Source organism: Psychrobacter sp. PSP (genome assembly GCF_024085615.1).
Taxonomy (GTDB): Bacteria; Pseudomonadota; Gammaproteobacteria; order Pseudomonadales; family Moraxellaceae; genus Psychrobacter; species Psychrobacter pacificensis.
In genome coordinates this window covers 440397-456631 of the sequence record NZ_JABLTF010000015.1, presented here as the reverse complement: position 1 = coordinate 456631, position 16235 = coordinate 440397, and the positions used below count along the sequence as shown (strand labels likewise).

Below are 16235 nucleotides of genomic sequence, written 5' to 3'. Positions count from 1 at the left end.
AATTGAAAAATTTTTACATTCGAGCACTGAATCTGAGTATTGATGGCTATCAGTGCTCAAGTATCTAATCACTACATCAAAGGGGTAATGGTCTCTGACACGCTATGATCTACATCCTGCTCATCATCACTCGTATCGGCTTGGCGTTGTTTTGGAATCACGCTGAGTTTGGCATCAGACTCGAAGACAATGGCTTCGATATCATCAAAATTATTGACCCCTTCAGCGCGCATCGCACATTCGATTTCTTGACGAGTCAGGCGCTCGGCACGCATCGCTTCTGGCAAAAACTGCCCTTGATAAAAGACAATACGTGGATCAGACAGAATAACACTTCTAAATTGCGGTGAGATAGAGGCGTATTTGGTTATCAAAAACTGTAAGAGATACAGTACGAGTATCGACGAAGCCCCTTCGATGAAAGGGATGCTTTTGAGCAAAATGGTACTGGCACCCAATGAGCCAATCATGACGGTCACGATCCAGTCAAAGTTATTGAGCTGTGACGTCGATCGTTTACCAGAGGCTTTGGTCACCAACACGATCAACACGTAGACCATAAAGGTCGTTAAAACAATGCGACCGAGCTTATCTATGTTGTCAAAAAAAACCATTTCCATGATGTCTGCTCCTATTATAAAGTAAAACAAATAATCGCTAAAATTTGACTGCTCAAAGTTAGCCTAACGGATTTTACCTATGATTAGGAGAAAACTTTGTATTACCTTGTAGGTGGTCGGTTATGCTCGTTGTAGATGGTCTGGTGTGCTCATACTGTTTTGGGAGCAGGGTTCAAGAAATGGTTGATGGCCCATAGGCTGATACGCGTACTGACCAAGGTGAATACCAGCATCAGCACCAATGAAGAAAGCAAGGGCAAAGGCCGCGCCATAGCCATCTCGAGTAATACCTCACGGCTAACCCCATCAAATAACAAAAACCATATGGCTAAAAAATAAAGGACCGTCAATAACCAAACCACCGCAACACCGCCAAACATGAGCCGGTTGATTTCATTTTTAGCCAAAGCGCGCTGCTGATGCTTGATGAATTTGCTGACAGCAATATAGGCACCGACGATGATAGAGACGACCATGACCAGTTGCGAATTAAGCGCAATCTTGGTCTGAATCATCATAAATATGGCGCTGGCAAGGATGTAACCAATGGCGAAAAACCCAATATATTGCGCCAGTTTAGGCTGACTTGACGCAAGCGTGCGAGGCTTACTGAGATTGGTTGTCTGGCGTGACATAAGCTTGCCTTTATAAAGGTAAAAATAAAAGTTTTAAAAATGTATTCATAAACATAGCAGTCATAATTGCTGTGCAAATAATCATACCACGGGCGTCAAAATATCTGCTGCTGCTTTACTACTGCTCACTAAGCATCGCTTTAGCAAAACCATTAGCGCTGAGCGGTCCAGTCAAGTACTGCATCTAATACAGGTCTTGCCGTATAAGGATTGAGCGCTTGCTCGGTATTGATGAGTCCGACAACCACATAGTCTTGACCTGATAATCCTTTGACATAACCTGCCATCGATGTGACATTATTTAGTGTGCCTGTTTTTATCCACGCTCGGCCAATCGCTGCTGAGTCAGGTAGTCGCTCACTATGAGCGGCAATGGTGCCACTGACTCCAGCGATACCTAACGAGTCTACATACGCATCAAAGCTTGGGTGATTATAAGCGTAAGTCAACAGCTCGCTTAGATTGGCAGCGGTGATGGTGCAGTCGCGGCAGAGTCCCGAGCCATTGGTCAAATAAGGTGGCGGTGTGCTTAGGTTGGTTTGCCACCATTGGCTGATGTGTGTTAGCGCTGCAAGATAGTCAGTATGCATCGGCTGATACTGGTACAAGCTGGCGGCCTTTTGCGTGCTGTTTTTAGCAGGCATATTGGCGCGCTCAGTTGTGTCATAAGCGCCGATGGATAAGGCAACTTGCTCTGTCATGACATTGTTTGAAAAATGATTGATGTCATAAATTTGCTGCGTTAAGTCCAATGAAGGATAGCTGACCATAGGCAAAGGCGACATGGTAATAGCCGTGAGACCATGTACTAATTTTGAAGTATTTTTGGCATCGTAAGGGGTTTCTTGTGAGATCACTTGTCCGCTCAGTGTATTGCCTAGTGCTTGCCATTTTGCAGCAATGACGTGTGCGGCAAACGTTTTGGCATCAGGATACGCCACATAAAACACATGCTCACCGCAGCTTTTTGGCAGGCTAGCATTGAGTGCTAGCCGCTCCGCTTGCCACTGCGGCGATAGGCTGTAGCTTACCTGTCCGCAAGCCGCGTCGCGTGTGCGGATCTTATTAGGGAGTTGATAGTTAGCCAGTCGCGGCTTATAAGTCAAGCTTGCGTGGTCGTTGTCCAAAGGGTGAGTCTTGATACCGACGGTGCTAAAGTTCACCAAAAACCCATCTGGACTGGCGTTGTAAGGACGCAGTGGCGCATTGTCAAAGGCGGCAGGATCTTTGCTCACCGACTCAAAAATGCTGCTATCAACGATGATATCGCCATTGATATGGCGAATACCCGCCGCTTGCACTTGATAAAGGAGCTGCTTTAATCGCTCATGAGTCATCTTAGGGTCGCCGCTGCCTTGAATGATCAAGTCGCCCATCAAGGTATCACCGACTTGTATACCCGTATGATAAACCCGCGTGTGCCATACAAAACCTGCCCCCAATGTATCAAGCGCGATAAAAGTGGGTACCAACTTCATGGTACTGGCAGGCGTGCGCGGTACATCAGGCTGATGATTCAATAGTGGTGAAAAGGAGATTTTTACCGAGGCATTATCCGTGCTCACTGCGCTATTGTCATCATTAGTAAGGGAGGGGTTCTCATCAGGTACAACCGTCGGTATGCTCTCTACACTCTGATACGTATAAGGATCATTAGTATACGTATGTATTTTTCGCTCATGCTGTTCAATCGTACGCTGTTCAATAGTGATTAGCGCGCTTTGTGAGTCAGTATGAGTGGTGATGTTGGTCGCTAGGTTATCTGTCTTTGTCACATTTTGGCTGCTATTGTTTTCATTAGCAGTCACAGCGTTATAGTCAGAGGGTCGCGTCGATTGGCGATCTGTATCACGGCTATCAATCACTTGCACAGACGCGGGCAGTCGACTGGCATTTTTGTTACCCACAGGCGTTACGATAAGACTGATATCAGACGCTGTCAGATTGGCACGTGACAATGATGCTTCAATGGGGGCTGGTAGAGCCGCCTGTGCATAAGCAGGCGCTATGATCATCGTGGCGAATAGCGTGAGGGTAGCCAGACGTTTATTAGATAAGTGAAAGGGTAATACACGGCTACAGATTGCGGCAGTTTTGGCAGTAATGGGCGACTGATGGTCGCGCTTTGAACGGTATCGCATGAGCATCTTTCATCAGGTGGCAAAAACTGCTTATGGTAACATGAGTTGCTGTTTTCGCATATGCTCTCAGAAGCTCAATTTTATCGTCAATAATAAAGGCTAGCGTACATGCAAAAATGCCATCGCCGTCATTATTGCATCGTTATAAGCGTCATGCGCGCCAAGCTCAGGAATACCATAATGCGCCAGAATATTAGTCAAATGCTGCGTTTGATTGGGAATACCTTGCGTACGGTCGCCCATACGTCGACTGTATAATTGACGCACATCGATGACTTTGTTGGGCAGGGTCGTTCCCATATAGCGTTTGACCAAAGGGTTTAAAAATACCATGTCGAGCTGTGTGCAGAACCCGACGATGGGTCGGTTATCAATAAAAGGTAACAAGAGAGCCAGCATCTCGTCATAACTCATGCCATGCTCGACATCAGCAGTACGCAGACCATGAATGACAATTGTATCCCGATCTGGCATTACAGGCGGTCTGCAAACTAAGTGCATGCCATTACCCGTATCGATCGTATTGCCATTGATATGTATCGCTGCCACGGATAATAAATGGTGCTTTTTGGGGTTCAGGCCAGTCATTTCACAGTCAATCGCTACCCACTGCTCAGCCGACGGTGTGGTGAACATTGATGCCAGCTCCGGACGCTGTAGCTGCGTCTTTTGCCAAGCGCAAGATAACTGCTGTAACCAGCTCATGTTGATCATCCATTTATTTATTCTATTGCTATATTTATGCTATTTCTAACTGATAGTGTTGACGCAGCTGATTTTTAAAACTTTTTACCACGGCCAGACATTCTTTGAGCAGGTCGCGTTCTAGTGCGGTTAGTGTCGTTGGATCGACTTGCCTTGCCTGTTTGTCATCGGTTGACAGTGCGACTGATAAACGCTGCGCCATAAAAAACTCTAGCGCCTCCAATAATGTATCGGCGCGCTCTTGGGTCAGGGCATGAGACTGCACCAATGCCTTTAGGCGATCTTTACTGCTAGGCACATCGAGCACATCATTTTCTAATGCCAACGTACGAATACCATGAACCAATGGGAAGATGCCTGCTTTTTTTAGATCGATATCTGCTGATATAGATTTACCCCCTATCAAAGGCACAAACTTTTGCCACCACTGATTGACATCGCCAAACTGCAATGCTGCACGGGCAAATTGCCGGACAAACATTGGATCGGCTTGTCTGTGAGCCATTCTTAAATGCTGACGTACCTGTGTAAGTAGGGTTTCATCACCGCAGACGTATTCACCATCCATTATGGCGGACAAGTAGATGCCATGCATGGGGTCAGTGTTTTTAAACCATGAGCCAATCTGCGCGGTAAACTGCTTGAGCGGTTGTCGCCACATAGGATTGGTCATCATAATATTGCCATCACACAGCGGATAGCCAAGCATCGCCAAACGAGTATTAAAGGTATCGGCAAACTGTGCCAAATCCGGATGCGTATAGCCATCACGAATGATTAGTGCGTTATCTTGATCGGTACGCATGATTTGCTCGCCGCGACCTTCTGAGCCCATGACGATGAGACAAGTATTGCTTATCACTTCATCAGGTATGATCAGCTGCCAGAGCTTGGTAAATACTTGCGCATTCAACGTCTGTACCATGCGGCTGATATTACCGATTTTGACACCGTTTTGATGCTGCGCACGAATATAGCGACCGATAAGCTCGACTGCGGTATCTAGGCTTGATAGATCGGTTGCTTGCTCGATTTGAATACTAATGAGCTGTGAGTGATGACCAATGTGGGCGAGCATATCGTTTTGTCCAAGCACGCCGACGACATCACCACTGCTATCAATGACTGGCAGCCTGTGAATGCGATAGCGAGTCATAGTGAGCAACGCATCGCCAATCTCGTCAGTGGCCTTGATCGTACGCAGGTTAAAATTGGTATAGCGCTGGCAAAGCGTAATAGCGGGATCTTGTCTGTCACTCACAGCGCGACAAATATCCGTATCGGTGAGAATGCCTAACAGCAGTTTTGGCTGCTCAGTGTCTCGTATATTTTCTACATAGTTCAGCGGTCGTACCAGTACGTGTTTTAGCCCAGCCTCGGTCATGATACGCGCAGCTTCGTACAAGCTGTTATTGGCATCGACAATATGTACTGGCAATAAATGGACGTCGATGACAGGTTGCAGCATGATTTGCTGCACTTCTTGTTGATGGGTATAGCCAGCAGGGTTTAGGGCTTTGTTGCTACGGCGCTGTCGCAATGCCTTTAGTCTTTCGGGTAGCTTGTCTGATAGCATTTGGCGTACCAGATGATTTTGCGCGCTGATTTTATCGACAGTGGCACCATCGACTTGTAGCAGCAATGTCTCCTCACTGGCCCGAAACTGGTACGGCTGTATAGGCGTGTTTTTACTTTCTGGCACACCATTTTTTATGAGTGACTCAGGTAAGCGGCGACTATCAAACCAGTCATTATTGTTTGGCTCATCAGAATGGTTGCTGCCCAAATAAGAGGCGACAAATTCACCACCCAGTGATTGCTCAATTTGTCCTTTGATGACCACATATAGATACTGCAAGTCTGCTGCGGGTAGGATCTCATCTCTAGCAAGATAGCGGATCTTCGTGTTTTTTCTGATGCTTTGACGTTCAGCTAGACTCAGTACGTCAAAGGGCGGCTGGGTAAAGTCAAGATGGGGCATGGCATCATCCTTGATGGTATATTTTGCAGTAGAGACTTTACTATAGCACTATTCATGCAAAAAGCCTCTAATAACCCTATTTATATTGTGGTTATTAGAGGCTGCTTTATTAGCTCAAGATAAAAGCTTTTTGAGTGGCTGTTTATGCCGCCAGCAACTTTCGAATACGACTGATTGCTTCGCGGCTCTCCTCGACACTCGCGACCAAAGCAACACGGACATAGCCTTTTCCAGGATTATTCCCATCAACCTCGCGTGACAAGTAGCGTCCTGCCAATGCGTGGATATTGGCCTGCTCGTATAATGCTTTGACAAATACTTCATCATCGCCATCGAACGGTTCAGGTACTTTTATCCAAAAATAAAATCCAGCTTCTGGCATGCGCAAATCTAGCAACTCGCCAAGCTCTGACATCCATAGCGCGAACTTTTCTTGATAAAGGGCGCGATTGTGTGCGACATGCTTTTCATCTTGCCACGCAGCGATAGAGGCAAGCTGATGCGGTATCGGCATCGCACAGCCTTGGTAAGTACGATATTGCAAATAAGACTGCAAAATCTTGGCATCGCCCGCCACAAACCCAGAGCGTAAACCAGGTAGGTTCGAGCGTTTGGATAACGAATGGAATACGATACAGTTTTTGAAATTACGGCGACCCAGATTCGCGCAAGCTTGCAGTAAGCCAATCGGAGCAGTATCAAAATACAGCTCGCTATAGCACTCGTCGCTGGCAATAACAAAACCGTATTGGTCTGATAAACGAATGAGATATTCCCAATCCTCCATAGTCATAACCGAACCCGTTGGGTTATTCGGACTACAGACAAATACAAGCTGCGTGCGTGCCCAAACGTCTTTTGGCACCGCGCGATAATCCCCCTTAAAGTCATTGTCTAACGTACAGGGAACAAAATGGGGCGTCGCTTGTGCCAATATTGCTGCACCTTCATATATCTGATAGAACGGATTGGGCATAACAACCAAAGACGACGCATTAGAGGCTGAAGAGGACGTGCTTTCGTTATCAGCGGTATCATGATTTATGACGGCTTGTACAAAGCTAAAAATGGCCTCGCGAGTACCCATTACTGGCAAAACTTGGGTGTTGGCATCGACATGGCTAAGAAAAAAACGCTTCTCTAACCAGTGCGCAATCGTCTGACGTAACTCAAACATACCATTGGTGGTCGGATAACGACTTATTTTGTCCAAGTTTTCGCGTAGTACGTCCAGTACAAATGCTGGTGGCTCATGTTTTGGCTCACCAATACCCAGCTTGATTTCGCTGTAACCGTCGGCAGGTATACTGTCAGCGAGTAAGGTTGCCATCTTGGCAAAGGGATAAGGATGTAGATGCTTTAAGTTGTGATTCATAAGTGTGATAACTATAATAGACAATTAATAATAAAGTTATAAAGAAAATTTACATTAGAGCAGTGTAATACCTCTTTTGCCTTTTTCTTCTCATAACGTGAATGCGAATTTATTGTGCTTGAACGGCTGACCTTATCATAGCCCATTCAGTCGTACTTACAAAGCGCATTGAACGCTTCGCGTCTGATAACTTATAACAATATAAAAGATGACTGTCAGTGCCAGAGACAGATCATTTTAAGGACAGTTTGATATGCCTAGTGTACTAAATCATAATAACTTCATCGCTAAAAATATCAATAATGACACTCCTGATGCAGGTGCGCATCCTATTAACGTATATGCGCTGCTAAAAGAACGTGAAGCGTGCTGGTGGCAGGCGAGGCAGCAATTGATTGAGCATCAAGAGAAGAAAATCTTTTGGTATGGCGAAAATAGCTTAATCATGTGGTTACTATGGCAGTTGGTTGGTTACGTGGTTGTCGCCATGGCGCTGATGCTGCTAAATAATATGTTGAATCTATCGTTATCTTTGTGGCAATACATTGCTTTATTTATCTTACAGACTATATTTTTTGTTGGTATTCTTGCAGCGAAAGGCCGTCTGGCGAATAAGTTGCAGGATGAGATAGACAATGATGAACTGATGCGTGAAGAGACGTTCAATGAAATGATTATTTTGGCAGAGGATAGTCTGTATCCTGACGTGCATGCCAAGTCGCCCATTTCCTTGAGGCAGCTGGGTGACTATCTTAATGGCGAGTTTCATTTATCAAGCTTGCATTGCTTATTACAAAAAGAAATCAAGGCTGGACGATTAATCATGGAGCAGCAGCTACTTGAAGTAGGTGTTTTACCACCAGAGCTTGCTGATGTAGAGCTGATAGAACATGCTGACAATATAATATACAAGAGCACGCTGTAAAGCGCGCTCTTGTCATCAAAGATGTTGTCATTCAATTAATAGCTATAAACCACGTTGTTTTCTCTTTTGGTCGCTAGGCTGGCGAGCAGTGCTGATTTTAACGCATCAAGTCGTTCAGCAGATAAGGGCTTATCATTTTGGTCACTGATATAAAACATATCTTCTGCGCGCTCGCCTAAGGTCGTAATACGAGCCGCATGAACCTCAATTTGCTCCTGCAAAAATATCTGTCCAACCCGAGCCAAGAGTCCTGGCTGATCCAATGTCTCTAAGCTCATGATATGCTGGTCAGATGCCTCATTAAACTCAAAGTTAATCACCGTAGCCACTTCAAAATGCCTGAGCTGACGTGGCATACGTTTGTTGGTGAGCTTTAGTACTGTTGGATCTTTAAAGGCATCAATCAGGCGCTGTTTAAGTTCTTGTTGACTGTCTTCATCGACCAACAGCGTACCACTAGGATCTAGCAGCACATAAGAATCCAAGGCAAAGTCGCGGGTAGCAGTAATAATACGGGCATCTAATACATCAAGATTCATCTGATCGAACACCGCCATCGTAACGGCAAACAGATTCATCTGATCTTGGGTATAGACAAATACCTGTACGGCATCCAGTGCCAGCTCGCGATGCTCACGCAAAACCACCAGTGGCGGACTATCCGCATTAGAAGCAAGCCCAATCGGTGGATGGTTTAAGATGGCTTCGGTGTGCCACAAGATGTCTTCTGCAATCTCTCGTAAAAAGTACTCATCGCCCAAATCGTCCCATAGTCGCAATACTTCCTCGCGATTCATGTGCTGATTATTGACATTGTCTAGCATCGCGAGCGCCTGCGCACGAGTGGCGCTGATCATATCTTGGCGATTGGTCGGCGCATCAATATCGGCGCGCAAAATGCGCCGTGTCTGCGAGTAGAGTTGTTTCATCAGCGTTGCCCGCCAGCTGTTCCATAGCTGTGGGTTGGTTGCATTCATATCAGCAACGGTGAGTACGTACAGATGATTCAAGTGCGTCACATTACCGATAAGGTCTGCAAAGACAGTCACCACCTCAGGGTCTGAGATGTCTTTTTTCTGTGCGGTAATCGACATTAATAGATGGTAGCGAGTCAGCCAGCCAACCAAATTGGCGTCGGCTAAGCTCATGCCATGTGACAGACAAAACTCAATGGACTCTGTCTGACCAAGCTCGCTATGGTCGCCGCCACGACCTTTGGCGATATCATGGAACATCGCGGCCAGTACCAAAATTTCTTTGCGTTCGATGCGCTGAAAAATAGTGCTGACCAGTGGAAACTCTTCAGAAAACATAGGATCGGTAAAGCGGTGCAAAATTCGAATCAAAAATAACGTATGCGCGTCCACCGTATAGCGATGGAACAAATCATATTGCATCAGACCCGTGACTTGCGCAAAAGCAGGAATATAGTTGCCCAATACCCCATAGCGATTCATGGTGCGCAAACGATGGAACAGATAGTTTTGCTCTTTTAGATTAGATAAAAATAAAGCTTTGTGAACAGGGTTGTCTCTATAGGTCTGGTCAATGCCGCGTGCTGCAATTTTTAGCGCCCGCAAGGTATGGGTGCGAACCTTGTCGATACCGTGCTGACCCATTAATAAGAACATCTCTAAAATAGATTCAGGATGCTGAGCAAAAACCCGATGGTGCGCTATAGCAATATGATCACCAACACGGTTGAATCTTGCATTGATCGGCTGTTTTTTGGGGCGCTCATCATCAGGCAGGCTGGGCTCTATGATGGTCTCATAATAGTGGTTGGTCAGCATCTCAGACAGCGTTGATATTTGCATGGCACAGCGATAGTAATCACGCATAAAGCGTTCAACGGCCGCATTGGGCTGGTCATCTGGCTGGGTCTCGTAACCCATTAATTGAGCAATCTCACGCTGATAATCAAACAACAGCTTGTTTTCGTTACGTCCGGTCAGCACATGCAGATAATGCCGTATCTGCCATAGATAGCCTTCTGCAAAGCTTAACTCATCAAACTCTTTTTCGGTCAAAAAGTTTTGTTGTACCAAGTCATAGAGCTTGCCCACACGAAAATAGCGTTTGGTCACCCAGCCGATGATATGAATGTCACGCAAACCACCTGGGGCCGTTTTGATATTGGGTTCAAGATTATACTCAGTTGCATTATGTTGTAGATAACGGGCCTTGGACTCTTCCATTTTTACATCAAAAAAGGCACGAGGAGACCACTGCTTGTTAACGATTTGGATGGGCATATCTCGCAGTGCTTCATTGCCGATTAACAATCGAGCTTCGAGCTGGGCACTGGCTATCGTATGGTCAAGTGCAGCTTCTAACGCATCGTTGACGCTACGTACAGACAGCGCAGGCTCCAACCCGATATCCCACAGCAATGCGACCAATTTATCAATCTTACTACTGGCATCAGCGCCAATTTCGTCAGGAGATAACAGCAGGATATCAATATCTGAATAAAGCGACAGCTCACCGCGTCCATAGCCACCCGTTGCAAACAATGCCAAATCCGTCTTATCTAGCTCAAACCATTTGAATAGCGCAATGAGTAAGCTATCAATCGCGCAGGCACGTGCTTCGACCAATTGACGGATATTGGCACCACGCTCAAGGGCACGGCTGATATCCTCATTGATTTGTGCCAGCCATTCAGGAATGCCAAGCAGCGCTTTATCTGTCGTATTTTGCTCTGACAACAGCGAGTTATCTGTCGCCGTATCATTTGATAGTAGCGGTAGGGGCGTTAGATCAATAGAAGCGACATCACAAGTAAACATGAGTGTTATCCAGTTAAGAGTTTAAAAATAAAACGTTTGGGCTAAAAAGCGGCGCACCAACAGCATACTGAATGCTGATAAAAGTCTCAAATAGCATGCATGAATAAAGGCACCACAATAAGGGATTACATCATCGAGTATAAAGACAAAAAGCCAGTAAGCACAATACTCAATCTGTCCTAACTCGATACACGCTAACCATCGGCCAAAAAAAAGACCGCCTAGGCGATCTTTTATGGTCTTACTGTGTCAAAAAACTCAAATCTTCTTCAGGGCGCGTGGTAAATACTTCACAGCCATTGTCGGTTACGACCATCGTATGCTCCCACTGAGCGGACAGTTTGCGGTCTTTGGTAATCGCTGTCCACTCATCTGGCAAAATCTTAGTCTGCCACGTGCCTTGGTTAATCATCGGCTCAATGGTAAAGGTCATGCCCGTTTTTAGCTCAAAGCCTGTGCCTTTTTTGCCGTAGTGCATGACTTGTGGCTCGTGGTGGAATTCATCACTGATGCCATGACCACAAAACTCACGAACGATACTAAAGCGCTCAGGCTCGACCACTGCTTGAATCGCTGCACCGACATCGCCGAGACGCGCGCCGTTTTTGACCACGCTCATACCCGCATAAAGCGCGTCTTGTGCGACTTTGCAGATACGCTGCGCCATGATAGAGCCGTTACCAACGATCCACATTTTTGAGGTGTCGCCGTAGTAGCCGTCTTTGATCACGGTCACATCAATATTGATGATATCACCATCTTTGAGTAGCTTGCTTTCGGTTGGGATGCCGTGACAGACCACGTGGTTGACGGATGTACAAATAGACTTAGGAAAGCCATTGTAGTTCAGCGGCGCAGGAATGGCTTTTTGCACATTGACGATATAGTCATGAGCGATTTGGTTGAGGGCTTCGGTACTGACGCCAACTTTGACATGTTCGTCGAGCATGACAAGGACGTCGCTGGCAAGTTTGCCGGCCACACGCATTTTTTCTATGGCCTCTGGGGACTGGATAAGGGATTTTTTAGTCATCATCATCTGTCTTATAATTATGAGTTTAATGTGGATAGATTATACCATAAATGGATGAATGGCAGTTTCATGTTAAGTGATAGTGAACCTATCATTATTATTGATAATAATTGCTTTACCGCGTGGTAGAGACGGTTGTGACTCTTTAGTCACGATAATATATTCATATTTTGAAAATTTAGTTGAATCTTGCAGAATATATAAGTAATGTAATTTTGCATGCTAAAGGGATTAGCTGCCATCTTTGCCGATACTATGAGGTAAAGATAATCACAATTAATGATAACAAGGATGTTGTTATGACGCTTTCCTCATCTATTCGCGCCGCGCTCACGCCAAGAGCATTTTTACCAATACTGGGTTCTATCAGTACTGGTGTACTGTTAATGACAATGCAAACCACCTCAGCGCAAGCGGCAGGCCAATACTATAATTGTGCCAACGCCAATGGCTGTACGCTAGTCGACAGCAAGTATTTTACCTCTAATTATACCAAAACTCAGTATCCAGTGGTCATGGCGCATGGACTTTTCGGCTTTACCAAATTATTTGGCGTCATTGATTATTTCAACGGGATTCCTAGTGAGCTGATGAAAGGTGGATCAGAGGTGTACACCACCAAAACATCAGCGGTGAATAATAGTGAAGTCCGCGGCGAGCAGCTATTACAGCAAGTCAAAACCATCACTGCCATTTCAGGCGATCCAAAAGTCAATTTGTTTGGGCACAGTCAAGGCGGTATAGACATCCGCTATGTCGCTGGCGTTGCGCCAAAATACGTCGCCTCGGTCACCGCCGTATCAAGCCCAGAGCAAGGCTCAAAAACAGCCGATTTTGTCAAAAACGTCCTTGAACCAAACAATGACACAGGTGAGCCATCAAACGTTACGACACAGCTAGTATCAGGGGTGTTTAATTTGATTGGCGGCTTTACAGATGTGGGATCAGGCATCAGTTTTAAAGAGATACAAGCGCAAGATGGCTGGCAAGCACTCATGGCGCTATCAACCGATGGTGCGGCCAAATTCAATGCCAAATTCCCCGCAGCAATGCCAACAAGTTACTGTGGTCAGCCAACCAGTACCTCTGCAAACGGTATCAAATATTATTCATTTAGTGGCGTTGGGCAAGTCACAAGCGTCCTTGACCCTAGTGATTATCTGCTTGCAGTAACAGGCGTACCGTTTTTATCTGATGCCAATGATGGTCTGGTCTCTGTCTGCTCAAGCCGACTTGGGTATGTGATTCGTGACAACTACATCATGAACCATCTAGATTCAGCCGATCAGGTATTAGGTTTGACCGCATGGGGCGAGTCTGAGCCAAAATCTATCTATCGTACTCAGGTCAATCGCCTAAAAAACGCCAACCTTTAAGCTGACTTGTAAAAAGAACTCTCATCTATGTCGAATAATCGTCGTCCAGCCTATTTACCAATCGCTATCATCGCTGTGGTCATCATAGTCATCGCGGCGGCGGTGATTGTGTGGTTTAAACCAGATAATAAACCGATGGCGACTCAGCAGTCGCTATCTGCTTCACCCACTGATAAGTCTGAGAGTACACTGTCCACGGCGCAAAGCAATACTCAAGCTGAGGCACCATTTGCTCAAAGCGATGCTTTATTTGTCACTGGATTGGAGCGTTTGCCAGCCTCATTAAAGGGCACGCAAGTGGATGGCGAAATCATCATCGATGAAAACAAGCAGTTGGTCGTCACTGAAGGTCTGCGGCGTTTATTCGATTATTTTTTATCAGCAATAGGAGAGGAGGACGAAGCCGTTATTTTTGCGCGTGTCGAGAGTTATATCCGTCACCACACGCCAGAGCCAGCTGCCAGCCAAGCGGTCGCTATCTTTGGCAAATATGTGGCGTATCTCAAAGCGCTTCCTGAGATAGAAAAGCGTTATGGCAATCTGCAACTGCAAGCGACCAAAAATGGTGAGCTAGATTTGAATGCCATTGCTCAGCAAAAGCAGGATGTGGCGAGTTTACGTCAGCAGTATTTTGACAAAACCACCATCGAAGCCTTCTTTGGTGCTAGCGATAGTTATGATGACTATAGTATGGAGATGGTCAGAATCAATCAAAATGAGCAAATGAGTGAGGCACAGAAACAGGCTGCCAGACAAGATTATGTGAGCCGTCTACCAGATGGTGCGATCAAAACCAATATCATGCAGCAAGCCAATCTTAATGAGCTTATGGCTCGTACTGAACAGATGAAAGCGCAAGGAGCGTCACCTGAAGCCTTGTATAACATGCGTCGTGAACTTGTTGGCGAGGCCGCAGCGGCGAGGCTAGCCCAAGTCGATCAAGAAGATGCCAATTTTGATCAGCGCTTTACTCAGTATGAAGCACAAAAGGGGCAGCTATTGAGTCAAAGTGCCAATCCAGCAGAGGCGCAAATTCAGATAGACCAACTTGAGCAGCAGTTGTTTGATGCTGCTGAGCGCAAGCGTTTATCCGGTTATGCAGCGTTGCAGGAAACCAAAACCCAGTAAGCATATTTCCTTAACATTAATTAACTTACAGCAATATGAGAGATGGGTATGCTAAAAGTGTGAATAAGCTATGATCATTGGGAGAAGTACGGCCTGATATTTATAGCCTTAGTAAAATGACAGTAATCTTTCAATTGAACCAACAGTCTATTAAAACGATTCTAGGAGCTTATATGAAAAACTTAACCAAAGCATTGATGACTGGTATTGTCATGGTAACGGTACTCGTCGGTTGCCAGTCGATGTCAAGTATGACAGTGCCTGCGACTGAAGAGCCAAATATTACTGGTACAGATGTGATCTAAAGCAGTTGCTAATACGTGTACTGAGACCTATATGTATTACTTAAGGTTTCGATAAACGATATCAGTCATCAGATGCGATAGTCGCACGATAAACACACTTCACTATTTAGTGGAGTGTTTTTGTATCAGCTGACATCTGCCAAGAGAAGGTTTAAATAAAACCTCATCAAGAAAAGTGACATTATCACTGGGAAATAGCGTCAATAGTAAATATCAGTAGTCAGTAGTATGTATGAGGCAAAAAATATCCGCTAAATACTTACTCAATTGATAATGACAGTCACTGGTGAGTCAAACAAAATATCGCTACTGTCTGAAACAGTGAATAAGACAATTACCATAATAAATCAAAATTCTGAATGCGCTTGTTGGGTCTTGTGTCAAGTATGACCTTATGCTCGGCAAGGTTTTTGGATTCTTAGATTAACACACCAAGTGCAACGCTAATTAATATTATAGAACGCCTGCATAGGCGTTTTAAACCCTAATCGTTTTCTTGGTCTGTTGTTTAGTTTGTTCTCAATGTCCTGTATTTCATTATGGCTTAGATGTGTATAGCTCATGGTTGCAATCTCACTTTGGTCGGTGGATAAAAACTTTGATGCTAGCGCATCTAGGTCTTTTTTTCACCTTGCATTTGGTATTGCACTTCATGTGTTAATCTAAGATTCAATAAAAAAGGAATGTATATGAAAAATATGACTAAAGTGATGATGGCAGCTACCTTTTCAGTTAGTGCTCTTGCCGCTGGTTGCCAGACAACGGCTACCTTGCCTGCGCCAGTCAGTCAGCCCGTCACTGTAGAGGCATTACAAGCGCACAATTGGCAATTGGTTGATGCCAAACGTAGCAACGGTGAACAGGTGTCTCAGCTGTTCTTTGATCCAGCCAAGCCGCTCACTTTGAGCTTCATGAACGACAATGGTAGAAACTACGTGGCATTTATGAACACGTGCAACAATATGAGCGCGGGCTACAGTGTCGTCAATGGTGATGTGCAGATCAAAAACGGCATCAGCACAATGATGGCCTGTCCTGAGCCGAAAGCCAGTTTTGATAAAGCTGCATTAGCAACCGTACAAGGCAAATACAGCCTCAGTAAAAATGCCAAAAATGTCCCTGTCTTAACCATCAAAAATGACAATCAAGTGGCTTACTTTAAAGCTGTCTCTAAATAACTTGGTGATTGAGTAAAGCGATATAGACATTCTGGTTAGAT

The 16235-nt window shown here is 45.2% G+C and carries 13 protein-coding genes; 5 read left to right on the top strand and 8 right to left on the bottom strand.

From position 1 onward, the window contains the following. Window positions 1–71: 71 nt before the first annotated feature. The 6 genes from HL061_RS06005 to dapC form a co-directional block, all read right to left on the bottom strand. On the bottom strand, window positions 72–620 hold the full coding sequence (locus HL061_RS06005; RefSeq protein WP_240365932.1) for a YetF domain-containing protein: 549 nt from the start codon (window positions 618–620) through the stop codon (window positions 72–74). A 149-nt stretch (window positions 621–769) separates the two neighbouring features. Next, window positions 770–1255 carry an ABZJ_00895 family protein gene (locus HL061_RS06000; protein ID WP_240365933.1) on the bottom strand — a complete coding sequence of 162 codons (486 nt, stop codon included), beginning with the start codon at window positions 1253–1255 and terminating at the stop codon, window positions 770–772. Between the two features lie 152 nt (window positions 1256–1407). After that, window positions 1408–3396, bottom strand: a complete 1989-nt coding sequence (dacB, locus tag HL061_RS05995) for a D-alanyl-D-alanine carboxypeptidase/D-alanyl-D-alanine-endopeptidase (RefSeq protein ID WP_252962619.1) — start codon at window positions 3394–3396, stop codon at window positions 1408–1410. A gap of 99 nt (window positions 3397–3495) precedes the next feature. Then, window positions 3496–4101, bottom strand: a complete 606-nt coding sequence (locus HL061_RS05990; RefSeq protein ID WP_178379268.1) for a 3'-5' exonuclease — start codon at window positions 4099–4101, stop codon at window positions 3496–3498. A 34-nt stretch (window positions 4102–4135) separates the two neighbouring features. Then, entirely contained in the window at window positions 4136–6082 is a 1947-nt protein-coding gene (locus tag HL061_RS05985; protein WP_071002250.1) for a DUF294 nucleotidyltransferase-like domain-containing protein, read from the bottom strand. Window positions 6083–6224: 142 nt separating this feature from the next. Continuing rightward, window positions 6225–7457, bottom strand: coding sequence for a succinyldiaminopimelate transaminase (dapC, locus tag HL061_RS05980; RefSeq protein WP_071002249.1), 1233 nt, complete (start codon window positions 7455–7457; stop codon window positions 6225–6227). A 253-nt stretch (window positions 7458–7710) separates the two neighbouring features. Between dapC and HL061_RS05975 the strand changes: the two genes are divergently transcribed. Then, entirely contained in the window at window positions 7711–8382 is a 672-nt protein-coding gene (locus HL061_RS05975; RefSeq protein ID WP_071002248.1) for a hypothetical protein, read from the top strand. A gap of 35 nt (window positions 8383–8417) precedes the next feature. On the opposite strand, the gene glnD is transcribed toward HL061_RS05975, so the two are convergent. Further along, window positions 8418–11174 carry a [protein-PII] uridylyltransferase gene (glnD, locus tag HL061_RS05970; RefSeq protein ID WP_071002247.1) on the bottom strand — a complete coding sequence of 919 codons (2757 nt, stop codon included), beginning with the start codon at window positions 11172–11174 and terminating at the stop codon, window positions 8418–8420. A 241-nt stretch (window positions 11175–11415) separates the two neighbouring features. Beyond that, a complete protein-coding gene (map, locus tag HL061_RS05965; protein ID WP_071002246.1) occupies window positions 11416–12210 on the bottom strand; it encodes a type I methionyl aminopeptidase in 795 nt (264 codons plus the stop codon). A 296-nt stretch (window positions 12211–12506) separates the two neighbouring features. Between map and HL061_RS05960 the strand changes: the two genes are divergently transcribed. The 4 genes from HL061_RS05960 to HL061_RS05950 all read left to right on the top strand — a co-directional run bounded on the left by HL061_RS05960 (window position 12507) and on the right by HL061_RS05950 (window position 16194). Beyond that, window positions 12507–13583 carry a triacylglycerol lipase gene (locus HL061_RS05960; RefSeq protein ID WP_071002245.1) on the top strand — a complete coding sequence of 359 codons (1077 nt, stop codon included), beginning with the start codon at window positions 12507–12509 and terminating at the stop codon, window positions 13581–13583. Window positions 13584–13610: 27 nt separating this feature from the next. Continuing rightward, on the top strand, window positions 13611–14711 hold the full coding sequence (locus HL061_RS05955) for a lipase secretion chaperone (protein ID WP_071002244.1): 1101 nt from the start codon (window positions 13611–13613) through the stop codon (window positions 14709–14711). 173 nt (window positions 14712–14884) lie between these two features. Further along, window positions 14885–15016, top strand: a complete 132-nt coding sequence (locus tag HL061_RS13980; RefSeq protein ID WP_269778230.1) for a hypothetical protein — start codon at window positions 14885–14887, stop codon at window positions 15014–15016. Window positions 15017–15705: 689 nt separating this feature from the next. Further along, complete coding sequence (locus HL061_RS05950) at window positions 15706–16194, top strand: META domain-containing protein (RefSeq protein WP_071002243.1); 489 nt, start codon at window positions 15706–15708, stop codon at window positions 16192–16194. Window positions 16195–16235: the final 41 nt, after the last annotated feature.